General features: G+C 65.0%; 15 protein-coding genes. 14 read left to right on the forward strand and 1 reads right to left on the reverse strand.

Annotation, left to right across the window (positions count from 1 at the left end):
* Positions 1-20 precede the first annotated feature (20 nt).
* Positions 21-1,046, reverse strand: a complete 1,026-nt coding sequence (locus DBZ45_RS07945) for a LacI family DNA-binding transcriptional regulator (RefSeq protein ID WP_223256979.1) — start codon at positions 1,044-1,046, stop codon at positions 21-23.
* 238 nt (positions 1,047-1,284) lie between these two features.
* On the opposite strand from DBZ45_RS07945, the gene DBZ45_RS07950 reads away from it, so the two are divergent.
* The 14 genes from DBZ45_RS07950 to DBZ45_RS08015 form a co-directional block, all read left to right on the forward strand.
* Positions 1,285-2,133, forward strand: coding sequence for a sugar phosphate isomerase/epimerase family protein (locus DBZ45_RS07950; RefSeq protein ID WP_440130508.1), 849 nt, complete (start codon positions 1,285-1,287; stop codon positions 2,131-2,133).
* A gap of 8 nt (positions 2,134-2,141) precedes the next feature.
* Entirely contained in the window at positions 2,142-3,140 is a 999-nt protein-coding gene (locus tag DBZ45_RS07955) for a Gfo/Idh/MocA family protein (protein WP_223256980.1), read from the forward strand.
* A 204-nt stretch (positions 3,141-3,344) separates the two neighbouring features.
* Positions 3,345-4,868: an ABC transporter substrate-binding protein gene (locus DBZ45_RS07960; RefSeq protein ID WP_111903392.1), complete on the forward strand. Its 1,524-nt coding sequence runs from the start codon at positions 3,345-3,347 to the stop codon at positions 4,866-4,868.
* A gap of 6 nt (positions 4,869-4,874) precedes the next feature.
* Positions 4,875-5,816: an ABC transporter permease gene (locus DBZ45_RS07965; RefSeq protein WP_111903393.1), complete on the forward strand. Its 942-nt coding sequence runs from the start codon at positions 4,875-4,877 to the stop codon at positions 5,814-5,816.
* Positions 5,813-7,666 (forward strand): dipeptide/oligopeptide/nickel ABC transporter permease/ATP-binding protein, encoded by a 1,854-nt coding sequence (locus DBZ45_RS07970; protein WP_111903394.1) that lies wholly within the window; start codon positions 5,813-5,815, stop codon positions 7,664-7,666. The genes DBZ45_RS07965 and DBZ45_RS07970 overlap by 4 nt, the downstream gene beginning before the upstream one ends.
* Positions 7,663-8,547 (forward strand): ATP-binding cassette domain-containing protein, encoded by an 885-nt coding sequence (locus tag DBZ45_RS07975; RefSeq protein WP_111903395.1) that lies wholly within the window; start codon positions 7,663-7,665, stop codon positions 8,545-8,547. Before DBZ45_RS07970 ends, DBZ45_RS07975 begins: the two co-directional genes overlap by 4 nt.
* A 28-nt stretch (positions 8,548-8,575) precedes the next feature.
* Positions 8,576-9,445, forward strand: coding sequence for a sugar phosphate isomerase/epimerase family protein (locus DBZ45_RS07980; protein ID WP_223256981.1), 870 nt, complete (start codon positions 8,576-8,578; stop codon positions 9,443-9,445).
* 16 nt (positions 9,446-9,461) lie between these two features.
* Positions 9,462-10,628, forward strand: coding sequence for a Gfo/Idh/MocA family protein (locus DBZ45_RS07985; protein ID WP_111903396.1), 1,167 nt, complete (start codon positions 9,462-9,464; stop codon positions 10,626-10,628).
* A 146-nt stretch (positions 10,629-10,774) separates the two neighbouring features.
* The gene (locus DBZ45_RS07990) at positions 10,775-11,836 is read left to right on the forward strand and encodes a LacI family DNA-binding transcriptional regulator (protein ID WP_111903397.1); all 1,062 of its coding nucleotides are present in this window, start codon (positions 10,775-10,777) and stop codon (positions 11,834-11,836) included.
* A gap of 85 nt (positions 11,837-11,921) precedes the next feature.
* Entirely contained in the window at positions 11,922-13,328 is a 1,407-nt protein-coding gene (gene uxaC / locus DBZ45_RS07995; protein WP_111903398.1) for a glucuronate isomerase, read from the forward strand.
* A complete protein-coding gene (locus DBZ45_RS08000) occupies positions 13,325-14,764 on the forward strand; it encodes a mannitol dehydrogenase family protein (RefSeq protein ID WP_223256982.1) in 1,440 nt (479 codons plus the stop codon). The genes uxaC and DBZ45_RS08000 overlap by 4 nt, the downstream gene beginning before the upstream one ends.
* A gap of 209 nt (positions 14,765-14,973) precedes the next feature.
* A complete protein-coding gene (gene uidA, locus DBZ45_RS08005; RefSeq protein WP_111903399.1) occupies positions 14,974-16,797 on the forward strand; it encodes a beta-glucuronidase in 1,824 nt (607 codons plus the stop codon).
* A 59-nt stretch (positions 16,798-16,856) separates the two neighbouring features.
* Positions 16,857-18,299, forward strand: coding sequence for a glucuronide transporter (gene uidB / locus DBZ45_RS08010; RefSeq protein ID WP_111903400.1), 1,443 nt, complete (start codon positions 16,857-16,859; stop codon positions 18,297-18,299).
* Positions 18,300-18,331: 32 nt separating this feature from the next.
* Positions 18,332-19,251: D-galactonate dehydratase family protein (locus tag DBZ45_RS08015; protein WP_111903401.1), on the forward strand; the 920-nt coding region annotated here is incomplete at its 3' end.

The following is a 19,251-nucleotide window of genomic DNA, read 5'->3' on the forward strand; positions in this document are numbered from 1 at the left end:
GCCGGCACGCTGCAGGGTGCCTAGTGCATTCCCGGCGCTGGACCCGTGGAGCCCCGGACCGTGAGGTGGGTGGGCATCACGGAGCGGCTGCGTGTAACGCCGCCCGCCACAGGGTTCAGCTGCGCCAGCAGCATGGAGACCGCCACGCGGCCCGCCTGCTCGATGGGCGATGCCATGGTTGAGAGCGGCGGGTTGCAGAAGTCGGCCCCGAAAATGTCGTCGCAGCCCACAATGCTCATGTCCTCCGGTACACGGATGCTGCGCTCGCGCAGGCGCTGGAGCATGCCGATGGCTATGAGGTCGTTGAACACGATGCAGGCCGTCACTCCGCTGTGCACGGCGGCGTCGGCGGCGACTGCGCCGGACTGTGTCTTGGGCGCGAACGGTCCGAGCGCGCGCACTTCCACCCCGCGCTCCTTCGCCGCCTCCGCCAGGGCAGTCCAGCGGCGGGTGCTGGACTGCGAGGTGAGCGGCCCGGCCATGTAGGCGATGTCGGTGTGGCCCAGCGAGATGAGATGGTCAAGGGCCTGGGTGGTGGCGGACGGGGTGTCGATGAGGACTGCGGGGACCCCGGGGACGTCGCGGTTGACCGTAACCATCGGCATCTTCGCTGCAGCGGCAAGCAGGGCCTCGTCGCTCAGCCGGGAGGCAGCCACCACGATTCCATCCGCGCTCTTGCGCAGCTGCTCCATGGTGCTGGCTTCGACTTCGTCGGACTCCTCCGTATCCACCAGCAGCTGCGTGTACCCGGCGGCCTTGAGCTGGAGCTGAGTACCCCGGATGAGGTCGAAGTAGAACGGGTTGGTGATGTCGGGTACCAGCACTCCCACGGCACCGGTCCGCCCGGAGCTCAGCGCTTTGGCCTGGCTGTTGGGGATGTAGTTTAGCTGCGCAGCGGCCGCCTCGATCCGTTGGCGCGTCCGGATATTGACGCGGTCCGGCGTGGAGAGCGCCCGGGAAACGGTGGAGGCCGCCACGCCGCAGAGGGCTGCGATGTCGTGGATGGTGGGCGGGCGGTCCACTGCTGCTGCTTGCGTCGTAGCCACGGCGCTCCTCTCTGAACGTGGTGGCCGGACCGTTCTGGCCAGATCCAACGGGCTCTCCTGTGACTGCCGCCACAGAACCTGTCCGCCAAGAATGCCACAGCTGACAAGGTATTGGCAACCGGTTGTCATTTCGCCGCAGTCGTAGCTAAGCTGGGGTGGACATCGTTTGTAAACTGCCTCACCGCACTGGAGCTGGAATGCGAGCTGCCCGCGCGGCGGCGAATTTCAGGAGATCCGCGTGAGCATAACAACGACAGCAGTCTGGCCGCTCTCAGGCTTCGGCGATGAAATAGACCCGGACCCCGCGGTGCAGGCCGCGGTATTACTGGCGTTGGGCGCAAGCCACATCGAGGTGCGCAGCGCGTGGGGGACCAACGTCTCGGAGCTGGAACCGCAGCAGGTTGCCGCACTCAAGCAAGTCCTCGATGAAAAGGGCCTGAAAGTCTCGGCCGTGGCCAGCCCCATCGGCAAGGTGGACGTGAGCCTGCCGGTGGAACACGAACTGGACCGGCTCGGCCAGATCATCTCCGTCGCCAAGGGCCTGGACGCCAAATACGTCCGCATCTTCTCCTTCTTCCGGGCCGAAGGCCAGAGCGCGGAAGACATCCGCGACGACGTCATGGTGCGCATGGGCGCGCTGGCGGCCCTCGCCGCGGAAGCCGGCGTCGTGCTTCTGCATGAGAACGAAAAGGGTATCTACGGCGACACCCCAGAGCATGTCCTCGACATCATGGAGACCGTGGACTCCCCGGCGCTGCGGATCGCCTGGGACAACGCGAACTTCGTCCAGGTGGGCATCAAGCCCTACACCGAGGGCTACGCCATGCTGCGACCGTACCTCGAGTACTTCCAGGTCAAGGACGCACTTGCCGCCACCGGGGAAGTGGTGCCCTCCGGCGAGGGCGACGGCGAACTGGACGCCACCATCGCCGCCCTGAAAGCGGACGGCTTCACCGGCTTCGCCTCACTGGAGCCCCACCTGGCCAGCGCCCACGAGCTCGGCGGCTTCTCTGGGCCGGCGGCCTTCGGTGTTGCAGCCCGCGCCTTCGGAGCGCTTGCGGCGAAAAACGGGGTTGAACTCTCTTGAGGACGACGGTGGCTGTCATCGGCTGCGGCGACGTGTCCACCGTGCACTTCGAGGCGGTGGCAAAGCTCGACGGCGCCGCGCTCGTTGCGGTGTGCGAAGCGGACCCGCAGCGGCTGGCCTCCGCGATTGCCGCCTGGGGCGTCCCCGGCTACGCCGACCACCTGGCCCTCATCGAGGCCGTTAAGCCTGACGTGGTGCACATTTGCACTCCGCATGACCAGCACGCGGCGGTGGCCGTCGACTGCCTGGAGCGCGGCGTCAACGTCATCGTGGAGAAGCCGCTGGCCCACACCCTTGCGGAAGGCCGGCGCATGGTCGAAGCTGCCTCGGCCGGCGGGGCCAAAATCGCCGTGTGCTTCCAGAACCGGTACAACGCGACGTCGCAGGCCATGCACGCTCTGCTGTCAACGGGCGAACTGGGGGCCGTTGTCGGAGCGTCGGCAACAGTGATGTGGCAGCGCTCCGCCGAGTACTACCAAAGCCGGCCGTGGCGCGGGACCTGGTCCGGCGGCGGGGGAGGCCTGCTGATGAACCAGGCCATCCATACCGTCGACCTGCTCCAATGGCTGGTGGGCGACGTCGTCGCGGTCACCGGAAACGCGTCCACCCGCTTCCTGGCCGAGGCCATAGAGGTTGAAGACACCGCGGAGTTCGTGGCAGAACATGCCGGCGGCGCCCGGAGCGCGTTCTATGCCACGCTGGCCAACGCCTTCAACGCCCCAGTGACACTCGACGTGGTCACCGAGAAGGCAGTCCTGAGCCTCCGGGGCGACCTCACAGTGACGCACTCCGACGGACGCGTGGACATCGTACCCGAGGGCACGGGCGCCTCCGGCGGCCGGTCCTACTGGGGCGTTTCCCACGAACTGCTGATCAAGGACTTCTACGCCCGCCTGGACGACGCCGATCCGTTTTGGATCAGCCCTGCCGAGGCCGAAAAATCGCTGCGCATCATCAAGGAGATCTACCGGCAAAGCTACCCGGAGTCCACCCACGCGGTCTCCTGAGCCTTGCATGGGGCAACCGCATATCGCGGTCCACTGGCCTGACCAGACAGCTGTCCAGTCGGCCATATGAAGTTGTTGCAGCTTTTTTGACAATCGGTTGCCAAGCACGGCAACAACCCGTACTCTGGTGTGACCCAGCCGGTGTGGTCCACACCACACCGGCCTTCGTCTGCAAGTCACGTTCCACAGATTCAGGAGCCAACAATGAAGTTAGGTCCCAAGGCGGCAGCAGCCGCCCTTGTTCTCAGCGCAACCCTCGCGCTGACCGGTTGCGGCGGTGCTGCCAACTCCGGTTCGGCTGCCGGCGCTGCCACGGCACTGACCCTCGGCACTGTCCAGGACGTACGTTCATGGGACCCGGCCCAGGCGCACGTCGGCCATGTTCTGCAGCCGTACCAGGCGGTGTATGACACGCTGATCCTGCGCGAACCGGACGGCAAACTCAGCCCGATGCTGGCCACGGCGTGGAAGTACAACGCCGGCAACACCAAGCTCACCCTGGACCTGCGCACGGACGTGACCTTCAGCGACGGCGCCAAGTTCGACGCAGAGGCCGCCAAGGCGAACATGGACCACTTCAAAAAAGCCAACGGTCCACAGATGGCACAGCTCGCTTCGGTCAGGGACGTGACTGTGGTGGACGCCGACACCATCGACGTCAACCTCACTGCCCCGGACCCCGCGCTGGAATACTTTCTGAGCCAGGCCGCAGGCCTGATGGGCAGCCCCAAAGCCCTGGACAGCGAAGGCATCAAGACCGAACCGGTCGGCTCGGGCCCCTATGTCATGGACAAGGCGGCGTCGGTCAAGGACTCACAGACGGTTTTCAGTGCCCGCAAGGATTACTGGAACAAGGACCTGCAGAAGTACCAGAAACTGACGTTCAAGGTCCTGACCGACCTCACCGCCCGCACCAACGCGCTGGTCTCCGGGCAGGTAGACGCCACCATCCTGGACCCCAAGAACGGCAAGCAGGCCGAGGGCGCCAAGATGAAACTGGCCGCGAATGAAGTTGACTGGCAGGGGCTGCTCCTCCTGGACCGTGAAGGTGCCAAGAACCCGGCGCTAGCAAACGTCAAGGTCCGCCAGGCCATCAACTATGCCTTTGACCGCAAAACCATCCTGGACCAGGTCATGCTGGGTCAGGGCACCCCGACGTCGCAGCCGTTCGGCAAGGCCAGCGGCGCCTGGACGGAAGAACTGGAAAACTACTACACCTACGATCCGGCCAAGGCCAAGCAGCTTCTCAAGGAAGCAGGCTTTGAAAAGGGCGTCACCCTGGAGATTCCGAGCGTGCCCGGGTTCGAAACCCAGATTTCCGTCATCACGCAGCAGCTGGCGGACGTCGGTATCACCCTGAAGGTCGGCGCGGCGCTGACCAACACGTACACGGCCGATATTGCCGCGCAGAAGTTCACCACCATTTTCTTCTCGCTCTTCCAGGGCCAGCCCACGGTTGCCATGGACCAGATCGTCTCCACCAAGGCGCTCTACAACCCCTTCAAGAACTCGACGCCGGAGCTGGACGCCAAGATCGCGGCCGTGCGCAACGGCGGCGCCGATGCAGGCAAACTGGCGCAGGAAGTGAACAAGTACGTTGTTGAACAGGCGTGGTTCGCTCCGCTGTTCCGGGTCAACCAGATGTATTACCACAACTCCAAGGTGAACGTGACTCCGCAGATCCAGCAGGCCGTTCCTTCCATCTACAACTACTCCCCGGCCAAGTAGGACACCATGATCAGGTTCATTGCGAAAAGGCTGGGCAGCGGGCTGGTGGTGCTGTTCGCTGTCTCGGCCCTCACGTTCTTCCTGCTGTACGTCTCCAGCGGGAGCATCGCCAGGAACATCCTTGGCGACCAGGCCACTGCGGAGCAGGTGGCGATGAAGGAACACGAGCTGGGGCTGGACCAGCCGCTGGTGGTCCGCTACTTCTCCTGGGTAGCCGACGCGCTGAGTGGAAACCTTGGTGCCTCGTGGTTCACGTCCGAGCCGGTGGCCAACTCGCTGGCCACCCGGATTCCGGTGACCATGACCATGGTCTTCGCCGCAATGATCCTGATAGCAGCCTGTGCCGCTCTCATTGGTGTAGTCGCTGCCGTCAAGCGCGGCTGGGTGGACAGGGTGGTCCAGGTTGGCGCCATTGTCGGAGATTCCATCCCGGGGTTTGTGATCGGTGTCATCCTGGTCACCATCCTGGCCATCCAGCTGGGCCTCTTCCCGGCGACCAGCACCATCTCCCCTGAAGCCGGGCCCGAGGCGTGGGTCTATTCCATGTCCCTGCCGGTGATAGCCCTGCTGGTCAACGGCGTCACAGGCGGCGCGCAGCAGATCCGCAGCGCCGTTATCAAGCAGCTCGAGCGGGACTACGTCCGCACCCTGCGGAGCCGCGGCATCGGCGAGCGGGAGATCCTGTTCAGGCACGTGCTGCGCAGTGCCGCCCCGGCCGGCCTGACGGTCCTCAGTCTGCAGCTGATCGGCATGCTTGGCGGTGTGGTCATCATCGAGCAAATCTTCGCTCTCCCGGGCATGGGTCCTCTGGCGGTCGCTGCCACCGGCCAGTCGGATCTTCCGGTGGTGATGGGCGTCGTGATGTACACGGTGGTTGTCGTCATCGTGGTGAACCTGCTGGTGGACATTCTCAATGGCTGGCTCAACCCGAAGGTACGTGTGTCATGAGTGACTCTGTAGAAACCGCGGCAGTTGCCGCACCTGCGCCCTCCCTTCATACCGGGCAGAGCGGCACAGTGGTCCGCTCCACCGTGATCCGGCGCCTGCTCAGGAACCCGCTGGGCATCATTGCCATAACCCTTTTGCTGGCGATCTCGCTGCTGGCCGTCCTGGCTCCGGTCCTGGCGCCGTTCCAGGAGAATTATTCCAACATCGCCAAGACGCTGGCCGCCCCGGACTCGGTGAATATTTTGGGAACGGACAGCGCCGGGCGCGATGTCTGGAGCCGCCTGCTGTTCGGTGCGCAGCTGACGCTGCTTTCCGCCTTGCTGTGTGCCGGCGTCGCCATTGCCATCGGGCTGCCGGCAGGCCTGATCGCCGGCTATTACGCCGGCAAGTTTGAGGCAGTTTCCAACTGGGTGGTCAGCATCCTCATGAGCCTGCCGGGCCTAATTGTGCTGCTGACGATCCGGGCGGCCTTCGGCCCCTCGGTATGGATTTCCATGATCGCGTTCGGCATCCTCATCAGCCCGTCCTATTTCCGGTTGACCCGCACCGCCGTCCAGTCTGTGCGCAACGAACTGTACGTTGACGCTGCCAGGGTTTCCGGGCTTTCGGACCTGAGCATCATCGCCCGCCACATCTTCTCCGTGGTCCGGGCACCTATCATCATCCAGACGGCGGCCATTGCAGGCGTAGCCATCGCCATCCAGTCCGGGCTGGAATTCCTGGGCCTGGGCGACCCCACCAAGGCAACCTGGGGCGTCATGCTCTCGGAGGGCTTCAAGAACGTCTACCTGAACCCGACCCTGCTCTTCTGGCCGGCACTCGCCATGGCGTTGACCATCGGTGGGCTGGTCCTGCTGGGCAACGCCATCCGCGACGCCCTGGAAGACGGCGAAAAGATCAAGCACCGCAAGAAGGTCGCACTCACAAAAGGCACGACGGCGGCACCCGCCAGGGCGGGCCAGCAGCGCAAGTCTGTAACCGCCGTCGATCTTGGAACTGAGCACCACCTCGTGAAGGTGACTAACCTCGGCGTCGGGTACCCGCAGGCCGACGGCTCCGTCAAGAAGGTGGTGGACGACGTTTCCTTCCACGTGGACCGCGGCGAGATTCTCGGCATCGTGGGCGAGTCCGGTTCAGGCAAGTCCCAGACGGCGTTCTCCATCCTGGGTTTGCTTCCGGATAACGCCCGCATTGTGGCCGGGTCCATTCAGTTCGACGGCAACTACACCGTCGCCCCAGGCGAGGACCGGGTCGATCAGGCACGGCTGTCCAGGCTTCGCGGCAAGAGGATCTCCTACATTCCGCAGGAACCCATGAGCAACCTGGACCCGGCTTTCACCATCGGCTACCAGCTCGTGACGCCGATGGTGCGCGTCCTCGGAATCCCCAAGGAAGAAGCCCGCAAGCGCGCGCTGAAACTCTTGGCCGACGTCGGAATCGCCAACCCTGAACGGACCTTCAGCGCCTACCCGCACGAGGTCTCCGGGGGCATGGCCCAGCGTGTGCTGATCGCCGGTGCCATCAGCTGCGAACCGGACCTGGTGATTGCCGATGAGCCCACCACGGCTCTGGACGTCACCGTGCAGGCCGACGTGCTCGACCTCCTGCGCGAGCTCCAGCAGCGGCTGAACATCGGCGTCATCCTGGTGACCCACAACTTCGGCGTGGTGGCAGACCTCTGCGACCGCGTGGCCGTCATGCAGAACGGCCGCCTGGTCGAGGAAGGACCCGTCCGGGACATCCTCCGCAACCCCAAAGAGCAGTACACCCGGACCCTGCTGGCGTCCATGCTCGAAGGCAAAACCCCCATGTCCATGCTTGTATCCAGCCAGAAGGAGCCGGTCGCATGAGCACTGTGGAAGTTCAAGAAATTGCCCCGTTCCTGACAGTAGAGAACCTGGTGGTCGAGTACCCCAGCAAGAAGTTCCGCGCCAAGCCGTTCCGAGCACTCACGGACATCAACATCTCCATCGGCCAGGGCGAGACCCTTGGCCTGGTGGGGGAGTCCGGTTCGGGAAAGACAACCCTGGGCCGTGCCGTCCTTGGCCTGGCTCCCGTAGCGGCCGGAAGGATCACGTTCGAAGGCCGGGACATCAGCCACGCCACCCGCAAGCAGCGGCGGTCCCTGAGCCGGGACCTCCAAGTGGTCTTCCAGGACCCGTACACCTCCCTGAACCCGGCCCTCGAAATCGGCGCCATCCTCGCCGAACCCCTTGGAGTGCAGGGCCTGGAGCAGACAGCGGCCAGGAAGCGCGTCAAGGAACTGCTTGACCAGGTGGGGCTGCCCTCGGACGCCATCCACCGCCTGCCACGGGAGTTCAGCGGCGGCCAGCGCCAGCGCGTGGCCATCGCCCGGGCACTCGCGCTCTCACCGAAACTGATCGTCTGCGACGAACCCGTCAGTGCACTTGACCTGTCCACGCAGGCACGTGTCCTTGACCTGTTCCTGCAGATCCAGAAGGACACCGGCGTTTCCTACCTCTTCGTCTCCCACGACCTGGACGTCGTGCGGCACATCAGCCACCGCGTGGCCGTCATGTACCACGGCGAAATCGTCGAAGAGGGGCCTGCGGACGTGGTAACCCTGGACCCCGAGCACCCCTACACCCAGCGTCTCCTGCTGGCGTCCCCGGTGCCCGATCCGGACCGGCAGGAGCAGCGCCGGGCGGACCGTCACCGGCTGCTGGACATCCAGCGGCATCAGAACGAACAGGCCGGCGTCTCCGCCTGAGGGCACCGTCAACACTGAAAGGACCACCATGGCCAACACAGCCACCATCGGCGTACAAGCGATGATGCTCAAAGAGAGCTTCACCGAACTCGGGGCGTTCGAAACGCTCCGGAAGGTCAGCGCGATCGGCTACAACGCCGTCGAAATCTCCCAGATCCCGATGACAGCGGGGAACGTCACCGAACTGGACCGGTCCCGGAGTGAACTGGGCATGGAGATTGCGGCGTTGTCGGTCGCAATGGAAACCCCCAAGGGCATGCCCGGCGATTCGCTGAAGGACCATTTCGACAAGATCGTTGACGACGCGAAACGCCTCGACACCAGGCTCCTGCGGATCGGGATGCTTCCCTTCCCGGCCATGAAGTCAATCGGCGCGGTGGTCGACTTCGCCAAAGAAGCCAACGAGTACGCGGAGCGCCTGCAGGAGCACGGCATCGGCCTGTACTACCACAACCACCACATCGAGTTCGCGAAGTTCGACGGCAAATACATGCTGGACATCATCGCCGAGAACTCCCCGGCCATGGGCATGGAAATCGACGTCCACTGGGTGCAGCGCGGCGGACTTGACCCCGTCCGGACCCTCGCGAAGTACGCCGGACGCACCGCCATGGTGCACCTGAAGGACTACCGCATCGGCGAGCTGCCCCAATCGGCCTTCGGGCTCCTGGAATCCGGGGACGTCACCGGCTTCATGGCCGAGTTCAAGGACGTGGTCCAGTTCGCCGAAGTGGGCGAAGGCAACCTGGACTTCCCGGCCATCATCCCGGCCGCGCAGGCCGCCGGCGCCCAGTACTTGCTCGTGGAGCAGGACCAGCTGTACGGCCGCACCGTCTGGGACGCGCTGCAGACCTCCCATGACAACCTGGTGGCCATGGGCCACGCCCACCTTTTCTAGATAGGGAGAACCATAAATGAGTAAGAAAGTACGCCTCGGCATCATCGGCCTGGGCCAGCAGGGCGGCGCCTACGCCAAATTCATCACCGACGGACTGGTTCCCAACATGGAAATCGGCGCCATCTGCGACACCGACCCCGCCAAGAAGGAACTCGCGGCTTCCCAGTACCCGGACGCGCCCTTCTACGAGGACTACATCGCCATGCTGGAAAGCGGCGACGTGGACGCCGTCGTCACCTGCGTCCCGCACTTCCTGCACCCCGAAATGGGCATCGAAACGCTCAAGCGCAACATCCATGCACTCGTTGAGAAACCGGCCGGCGTCTACACCAAGCAGGTCAAGGAACTCAACGAGTTTGCCGCCAGCAAGCCCGAGCTGTCCTTTGCGATCATGTTCAACCAGCGCAACAACCCGCTGTACCAGAAGCTCAAGGAGATCGTCGAGAACGGCGAGATCGGCGCCATTCGCCGCACCAACTGGATCATCACCAACTGGTGGCGGCCACAGGGCTACTACAACTCCAGCGAATGGCGGGCCACCTGGGGCGGCGAGGGAGGCGGCGTCCTGGTCAACCAGGCACCACACCAGCTGGACCTGTGGCAGTGGATCTGCGGCGTTCCGAAGTCTGTCTACGCGAAGGTGGCCTATGGCTTCCGCCGCGACATCGCCGTCGAAGATGAAGTCACCGCAGTGGTGGACTACGGCGACGGCGCCACCGGCGTTTTCGTCACCGCTACCCACGACCTGACCGGCACGGACCGCTTCGAGATCCTGGGCGACCAGGGCAAGATCGTCGTCGAAGGCTCCAAGACTGCCACCGTGACCCGCCTGGTCAAGCCTGAGCGCGAACTCAGCGACGGCATGGGCATGGACGATGTCCGCAAGCTCTTCATGGGTGAGCTGAACCCCGAGGAGTACTACAGCACCGAAGTAGTGGAGTTCGAATCCGCCTGGGGCGCCCAGCACTCTGGCGTCCTGGAGAACTTCGCCGCCAACATCCTGGACGGCACCCCGCTGCTGGCTCCGGGGTCCGACGGCATCAACGGCGTCCGCCTGGCCAACGCCATTCACCTCTCCAGCTGGACCGGTAGGGAAGTGGGACTGGACTTCGACGAGGACGAATTCCTTGCCGGGCTCAACAAGCGCATCGCCGAGGAAGGGAAGTTCCCCGAGCGCTCGTAGCCCGGCGCAATCTGGCCGGCCGCGGCAACCGCTGGCCACCCGTGAGGCAACTCCTGCCCAACTGACTCGCAGTTAATGTCGTTTCGAAGGCTCAAAACGACAACTATTGCCAGTCAGTTGGGCGGGTTCCTCGTTAGGATGGGGCGGTGACTGAACCCAAGAAGCCGGACGCGCCCGCAGCAACGGGCCGGGCCAATAAGCACGCCCGGGACGGGAAATCCAACCCCACCATCTATGACATTGCCAAGGTTGCCGGCGTGAACCCTTCGACCGTGTCACGGGCCCTCAGCAAACCCGGCAGAGTCAGCGCCAAGACCCAGAAGCTCATTGAGGATGCCGCCGCCGAGCTCAACTACCAGGTCAACCCCTTCGCGCGGGCCCTGCCCACCGGGCGGACCAACACCTTCGGGCTGATCGTCGCGGATATCACCAACCCCACCTTCTTCGACATCATCCGCGGGGCCGAGACCACGGCCACGCTGCGGGACTACACACTCGTGCTGGCCGAGTCCGCTGAGTCAGCCGTCACCGAGCTCACGGCAGCCCGCCGGCTTATGGCCACCGTGGACGGCCTGATCCTCGCAAGCCCCCGCACGGACGACGACAACATCCGCGCACTTGCCCGCGACAAACCGGTGGTGGTCATCAACCGCGAGGTCGAGGGCGTGCCCTGCGTGGTTCCGGACGTAAACAAGGGCATCGGCGAGGCTGTGCGCAGCCTCGCCGCCAACGGGCACACAAAGGTTGCCTTTGTTGCCGGGCCGCCGCAGTCCTGGATGTCCGCCCGCCGCTGGGAAGGCGTCCGGGCAGCCTGCGAATGGTCACGGCTGGAGGCTGTGAGGCTGGATTCCACCAAACCCACGGTCGACGGCGGCAGGCAGGTGGCGCGCGACGTCCGGGCCAGCGGCGTCACGGCCGTGCTGACCTACAACGATCTCCTGGCCATTGGACTCATGCAGGAACTCCAGGCCGCGGGCATTGTGGTGCCGGACCAGATCAGCATCGTGGGTTTCGACGACATCTTCGGCGCTGACTTCACCACTCCGCCGCTGACCACCGTGCGCTCCCCGCTGGGGGAGTGCGGCTCGGGCGCGGCCACCCTGTTGCTTGACCTCCTGCACGGCATGGGGGAACCCGCAGGCACCCTGCGCGTGGAAACGGAGCTGGTGCTGCGCGGCTCAAGCGGCCGGTTGCTGCCCGCAGGCTAGGTCCGGCTGCAGTGGCAACCCCCCTGCTTTGGCAATAAATGGCAACCGGTTGACAAATGGGGCGTAAAAGCTCGACCATTGAGCTATGTCACAGTCGATTGCCGCCAACCCAGACCGGCTCCTGCCCGCTGATCCCGGAACGCGCAGCATTGCGCGTGACCTCCTGCAGCGCGCCCAGGACCTCCCCATCATTTCCCCGCACGGGCACGTTGACGCCGCAGTCATCGAGCACAACAGCCCCTTCCCGGACCCGGCAGCGCTGCTGGTCAGTCCGGACCACTACGTCACCCGGCTGATCCACGCCAGCGGCGTTCCGCTGGACCGGCTGAAGGGCGCGGCAACCGGGAAACCGGACTCCCGCGCCGTCTGGCACGAGTTCTGCAAGGCCTGGCCGCAGTTCGAAGGCACTGCCTCCGGCTACTGGCTGCGCACCCAGTTTGACAGCGTCTTCGGCCTCCAGCAGGGGATCAGCGCGGAGACCGCCGACGCCAGCTACGATGCGATTTCCGCCAGGCTGCGGGAACCCGGCTTCCGACCGCGCGAGCTCTTCAAGGACTTCAACATCGAGGTGCTGGCCACCACTGACGACCCCCTGGACAGCCTCGCCAGCCACAAGGCCATCGCCCAGGATCCCACGTTCCACGGCCGCGTCCTGCCCACCTTCCGCCCGGACGCCTACCTGAATATCGCCCACCCGGAATGGCAGGCGAACGTGGACCGCCTCATAGCGGCAGCGGGCGAGGGCGGCACAGGCTACGCCGGCTATCTCACCGCCCTGCAAAACCGGCGTCGTTATTTCGTGGAACACGGCGCAGTCTCCGCTGACCACGGCGTCCGCACTCCCGCAACGCTCAAGCTGGACGACGGTGCGGCGGCGAAACTCTTCGACCGTGCCCGCGCCGGCCGGGCCACGGCGCAGGACCGCGACGACTTCGAAGCCCACATGATGTACCAGATGGCCCGGATGTCCGTTGAGGACGGCCTGGTCATGACCATCCACCCCGGCTCCTACCGCAACCACCATGAACCAACGTTCAACGCGTACGGTGCCGACACGGGCCATGACATCCCGTTCGCCGTCAACTACACCGAGGCCATCCGCCCGCTGCTGCAGGACTTCGGCACCGCCAAGGACTTCCACCTGGTGCTCTTCACGCTGGACGAGACCGTGTTCTCCCGTGAACTCGCGCCCCTTGCGGGCTTCTACCCGTCCGTGTTCCTCGGAGCCCCGTGGTGGTTCCTTGATGCGCCGGACGCCATGCTGCGCTTTCGTTCGGCCGTCACCGAGACCGCCGGGTTCTCCCGCTCGTCCGGGTTCATCGATGACACGCGTGCGTTCTGCTCCATCCCTGCGCGCCATGATGCCTCCCGCCGGATCGAGGCCTCCTTCCTGGCCAGGCTTGTGGCGGAACACCGGGTCAGCGAGGAACGCGCCCACGAACTGATCGTCGACATCGTCGACGGCTCGCCCAGAAGGGTCTTCAAGCTGTGAGCACCGAACTGCAATCCGCCGAAGGGGAAGCATCCGCCGTAGACCTTCCGCAGCTGGGCCGCAGCCTGCGGCCTGTCGCGAAGGCGCCGGTCCGCATCGTCCACCTGGGGCTGGGTGCCTTCCACCGCTCACACCAGGCCTGGTACACGTACCAGGCCGGCGACGCCGCGGACTGGGGCATCGCCGCCTTCACCGGCCGCCGCCCCGACGCGGCGCTGGCCCTGGCGGAGCAGGACGGCCTGTACACCGTGGTGGAACGTGCCGAAGGCGGCGACTCGTTTACCGTAGTCAGCAGCATTGTTGAAGCGGTAGACGGCGCCGACATGCAGCGTCTGGCGGAACTGATAGCGGCCCCCGCCACCGCGGTGGTCACCCTCACCATCACCGAGGCGGCATACCGGCTCGGCGCCGACGGGCAACTCGACCGCACTGCGGCCGACATCGTGGCGGACCTGGCGCTGCTGAAGTCCGGCAACGGAACCCCGTCCACGCCGCTGGGCAGGCTGGTGCTGGCCCTCGCCGCCCGCCGGACTGCCGGTTCTGGCCCGCTCGCCGTGGTCTGCTGCGACAACCTCTCCAACAACGGCACCGTGGCGCGCAACGCCCTGGTGGGCATGGCCGGGGCGTGGGACGAAGGCGTGGCCGGATGGATCGACGCCACCGTCAGCTTCGTCAGCACCTCCGTTGACCGCATCACTCCGCGGACCACGGAGGCGGACCTTGCTGCCGTGGAAGCCGGCTGCGGCTACCGCGACAATTCCCCCGTGGTGGCCGAACCCTTCACCAACTGGGTGCTCAGCGGGGACTTCCCGGCGGGCCGGCCGCGCTGGGAAGACGCGGGTGCCGTTTTCGTAGACGACATCGAACCGTATGAGAACCGCAAGCTGTGGCTCCTCAACGGCGCCCACTCCTTGCTGGCCTACGCTGGCCAGCTTCGGGGACACTCCACGGTGGCCCAGGCCCTGGCCGACCCGGTGTGCCTGGGGGCTGTTGAAGCGTTCTGGGACGAAGCCGAGGCAAACCTGTCCGGCTTGGAGGGCGCTGCCGCTGACCTGCAGATCCCGGCGTACCGGGCTGCGCTGTTGACACGCTTCAGCAACGCCCGGATTGCGCACCATCTTGCGCAGATCGCAATGGACGGCAGCACCAAGCTGCGGATGCGGGCTGTTCCGGTGCTGCGGGCCGAGCGTGCCGCGGGACGGTCAGGAGCCGCCGCTGCGCTCATGATTGCCGCCTGGATGGACTTCAGCGCTGCCGCAGCCACAGTCCACGATCCGCTGGCCGAAGAAATCGCTGCCGCGAACCGGCTGGGCGGTTCCGAGCGGATCCGGGCGCTGCTGGACCTGGTGGATCCGGCCCTGGCAGGGGGCACGGCCGTCGTGCACCTGATTGAAGGCCTGCGCGGAACGTTCGCGGAGCCGGCTGTCTCCCCATAACGTCTTCGCACATGCGGTACTGCCCGGCTTCCGGACCATAGGGAGTCGGGCAGTGCTGTGTGGAGAACTTTCAAGGAATATTTGGCAACCGCTTGCCAAACGATTGCCAAGTGACTAGGATTACAGCACGAGCAGAAACCCGGCGCACTGCCGGTCTTTCCAAGAATCCCCCTCCGGCTCAGCCCGCAAAGACGCGTTAGGACCCCCAAATGCTCAAGCCCCAGGCCAGCGAAACCCGCGAGTTGGTCAACCTCGACGGCATCTACCGCTTCAAGGTGGACTTCGACCGTGCGGGCCACCGCCAGGAATGGTTCAAGACGGCGCTGGAGACCGACCTCGAAATGGGTGTCCCGGCCAGCTACAACGATGTCTTCCCGGACAAGGCAATCCGCAACCACGTGGGCTACGTCTGGTACCAGCGTGAGGTGCGCGTGCCGCGCGGCTGGGCAGGGGAGCGGATCCATGTGCGCCTGGACTCCGCCACCCACGAGGGCATGGTCTGGGTCAACGACGTGCTGGTGGCCGAGCACACCGGCGGGTACATGCCGTTCAGTGCCGACATCACCGAGCACGTCACCCCTGGCCAGGTTTTCCGGCTGACCATCTCCGTGAACAATGAGCTAACCCAGGCCACCATTCCGCCGGGCAGCATCACCGTCACAGAGGACGGGCGCCGCCAGCAGAGCTACCTCCACGATTTTTATAACTATGCCGGACTGCACCGCAGCCTCTGGCTTTACAGCACCCCTTCCGTCGCCGTGGATGACGTCACGGTGGTGACCGGCTTCGAAGGCACCACCGGCACGGTCGGCTACGCGATCGCCACCGCCGGAGGCACCGGAAACGAAACCGTCAGGGTTCTCCTGCGCGATGCGGACGGCGCTGAAGTCGCCGCAGCAGAAGGCGCCGAGGGCGCCCTGGTAATTGACGGCGTCGTGCTCTGGAAACCCGGTGCGGCCTACCTGTACAGCCTCACCGCTGAGATCCACGACGGCGGCCGGCTGGTGGACGCATACACCCTCCCCGTGGGAGTCCGGACAGTCGAGGTCAGCGGCAAGGAATTCCTCATCAATGGCGAACCCTTCTACTTCACCGGCTTCGGCATGCACGAGGACCACGTGGCTATCGGTAAGGGCCACAGCAACGCCCAGATGGTCAACGACTTCCAGCTCCTGGACTGGGTGGGCGCCAACTCCTTCCGCACCTCGCACTACCCCTACGCCGAAGAAGTCATGGAGTTTGCCGACCGGCACGGCATCCTGGTGATCGACGAAACTGCGGCCGTCGGGCTGCACCTCGGCTTCGGTGCCGTGTTCGGTGGCATCGCCAAGCCGACGTACGTCGACGGCGGGGTGGACGCCAACACCGCGGCGAACCACCGCCAGGCCATCAGGGAGCTCGTGGCCCGCGACAAGAACCATCCCTCGGTCGTGATCTGGTCGATCGCCAACGAACCCAACGGCTCCGAGGAAGGCGCCCGGGAATACTTCCAGCCCCTGGCCGAACTCACCCGGCAGCTGGACCCAACCCGTCCCGTGGGCTACGTCAACGTCATGTTCGATACCCCGGACAAGGAACTGCTGGGCGACCTTTTCGACGTCATCATGCTCAACCGCTACTACGGCTGGTACCTGAACAACGGGGACCTGGAAACAGCGGAGCAGGTCCTGGAAAAGGAACTGCGCGAATGGGAAGCCAAGTACGGCAAACCCATGATCATGACCGAGTACGGGCCGGACACCATGCCGGGCTTCCACTCCATCTATGAGCAGCCCTGGAGCGAGGAATACCAGGCCGCGTTCCTGGCCATGTACCACCGGGTCTTTGACCGCGTGGATGCCATGGTGGGTGAGCAGGTCTGGAACTTCGCGGATTTCCAGACGTCCAACGGCATCATGCGCGTGGACGGCAACAAGAAGGGTGTGTTCACGCGGGACCGCCGGCCCAAGCCAGCAGCGTATGCCCTCCGCCAGCGCTGGACCGCACTGGCCGGTGTCAAAAACGGCAGCGACAAGTCGATCACCAACCGGTAGCATTTTTCACTATTTTTGGCTGCCCCCTGGGCAGACACTTGGGTAAAGGAGCCCACCTCATGAAAAAGCTGAACAAGCTCAGCATCATCGGCTACGGCGCCGGCGATGCCGCCAACAACCTGGCCTTCACCACCGCCACCATGTTCCTGCTGGTCTACTACACCGACGTTGCGGGTATTTCAGCGGCAGCCGCAGGCACACTCCTGCTGGTCGTGAGGATCTTCGATGCGTTCGCCGATGTCCTTGCCGGCCGCATGGTGGACCGAAACTACAGCAAGCGCTTCGGGAAGTTCCGTCCGTTCATCATGTTCGGCTCCATCCCGCTGCTGCTCCTGAGCGTGGCAACCTTCTCCGTCCCGCAGCTGGGCGAGTCCGGAACCCTGCTGTACGCCTACGTCACCTACGCAGCCCTCGGCCTGGCCTACAGCCTGGTCAACATCCCCTACGGCTCACTCGCAGGCGCCATGACCCAGGATCCGGGCGACCGGGCCAAACTGGGATCTGCCCGTATGGTGGGCGGTCTGCTGGTCGGTTCCGCGCTCGGCATCTTCGTGGCACCCCTCATCAAGCCGGGCGCCGACCTGCAGGCAACCTTCACCACCATCACCCTGGTGTTCGTCGGCATCGGCACGGTCCTGTACTTCTTCACCGTCCTCACCGCCAAGGAACGCGTCCACCGCGCCGTACCGAACGTTTCCCTCAAACAGAGCATGGAAACCCTGAAGGGCAACAAGCCCCTCCTGATGCTGTGCATCAGCTCGTTCCTCTTCCTCTCCGGCTACCTGGCACTGACCTCCGTGCAGCTGTACTACCTGCGGGACGTCCTCGGCCGCCTGGATCTGTACCCGGTGCTGTCCATCATCCAGCTTGTCCTCACCTTCGTCCTGGCCGCGTTTATGCCCAAGTTGGTCCGCAACATCGGCAAGAAGCACGTCTACATTTACTCCTCCCTGATCACTGTCGCCGGCGGTGTGGTTATCTTCTTCACGCCGGCTAGCCAGGTCATGATCGGCTTTGCCGGCCTCGTGCTCAGCCTCGTGGGTGTCCTCGCGATGAGCATCGTGGTGTGGGCCCTCGAGGCCGACACCGTGGAATACGGCGAATGGAAGACCGGCGTCCGCACCGAAGGCATCACCTACGCGCTGTTCTCCTTCACACGCAAGACCGGCCAGGCCGTGGGCGGAGCCCTCGCCGCGTACGCACTCGCATGGGGCGGTTACAAGTCCGGCGGGGTCGTCCAGACCCCGGACGCGGTATTCGGCATTCAGGTCGCAGCCGGTGCACTGCCCGCCGTACTGACAATCCTCGCGGTATTGGTCATGAGCAGGTACACGCTGACCGATGCCAAGCACGCCGAGATCCTCGCAGAGATCCGGGCCCGCCGCGAAAGCGGCGATGCCCCTAAAAAGGCCGATGCCGCCGTTGAGCCCTCCAAAGACGACACAGACGGCACCACCGAAACAGCCACCTCCCACCAGCCGCACGCGGCGCCAACCAACTGACCCCTGAACCAGTCCATCCGAAAGGACCTGTTGTGAAAATTATTGCCGCGGAAGTCTTCGTGACAAGCCCCTCCCGTAACTTCGTGACGCTGCGGATCACCACCGAGGACGGTGTGACCGGCATCGGTGACGCCACCCTGAACGGGCGTGAGCTTGCCGTTGCTGCCTATTTGAAGGAGCACGTCGCGCAGCTGCTGATCGGGAAGGACCCGCACCGGATCGAGGACACCTGGCAGTTCCTGTACCGGTCCTCGTACTGGCGCCGGGGCCCGGTGACGATGGCCGCGATCGCCGCGGTGGACATGGCGTTGTGGGACATCAAGGGCAAGCTGGCCGGCATGCCGGTGTACCAGCTGCTCGGCGGGGCGTCCCGGAACGGGCTGCGGGCGTACGGGCACGCGTCCGGTTCGGACATCCCCTCGCTGTTTGACTCGGTCCGGGAGCACCTGGAGCTCGGGTACAAGTCGGTGCGGATCCAGACCGCGGTGCCCGGGATCAAGGCCGTGTACGGGGTGGCCGCGCAGGCCCAGGCGTCGGGGGAGCGGTACGACTACGAACCGGCCGGGCGCGGTGCGTTCCCGGTGGAGGAGGACTGGGACACCCGGGCCTACCTGCGCCACCTGCCGTCGGTGTTCGAGGCGGTCCGGAACGAGTTCGGACCGGAACTGCCTTTGCTGCATGACGGGCACCACCGGATGACGCCGATCCAGGCCGCGAAGCTGGGCAAGGCCCTGGAGCCGTATGACCTGTTCTGGCTGGAGGACTGCACCCCGGCGGAGAACCAGGAGGCGCTGCGCCTGGTCCGCCAGCACACCACCACCCCGCTGGCCATCGGTGAAATCTTCAACACCGTGTACGACTACCAGACCATCATCAAGGAACAGCTGATCGACTACGTCCGGGCAGCCTCCACGCACTTCGGCGGGATCAGCCCTTTGAAGAAGGTCATGGA

The sequence above is a fragment of the Arthrobacter globiformis genome, assembly GCF_003261175.1.
Classification (GTDB): domain Bacteria; phylum Actinomycetota; class Actinomycetes; order Actinomycetales; family Micrococcaceae; genus Arthrobacter; species Arthrobacter globiformis_A.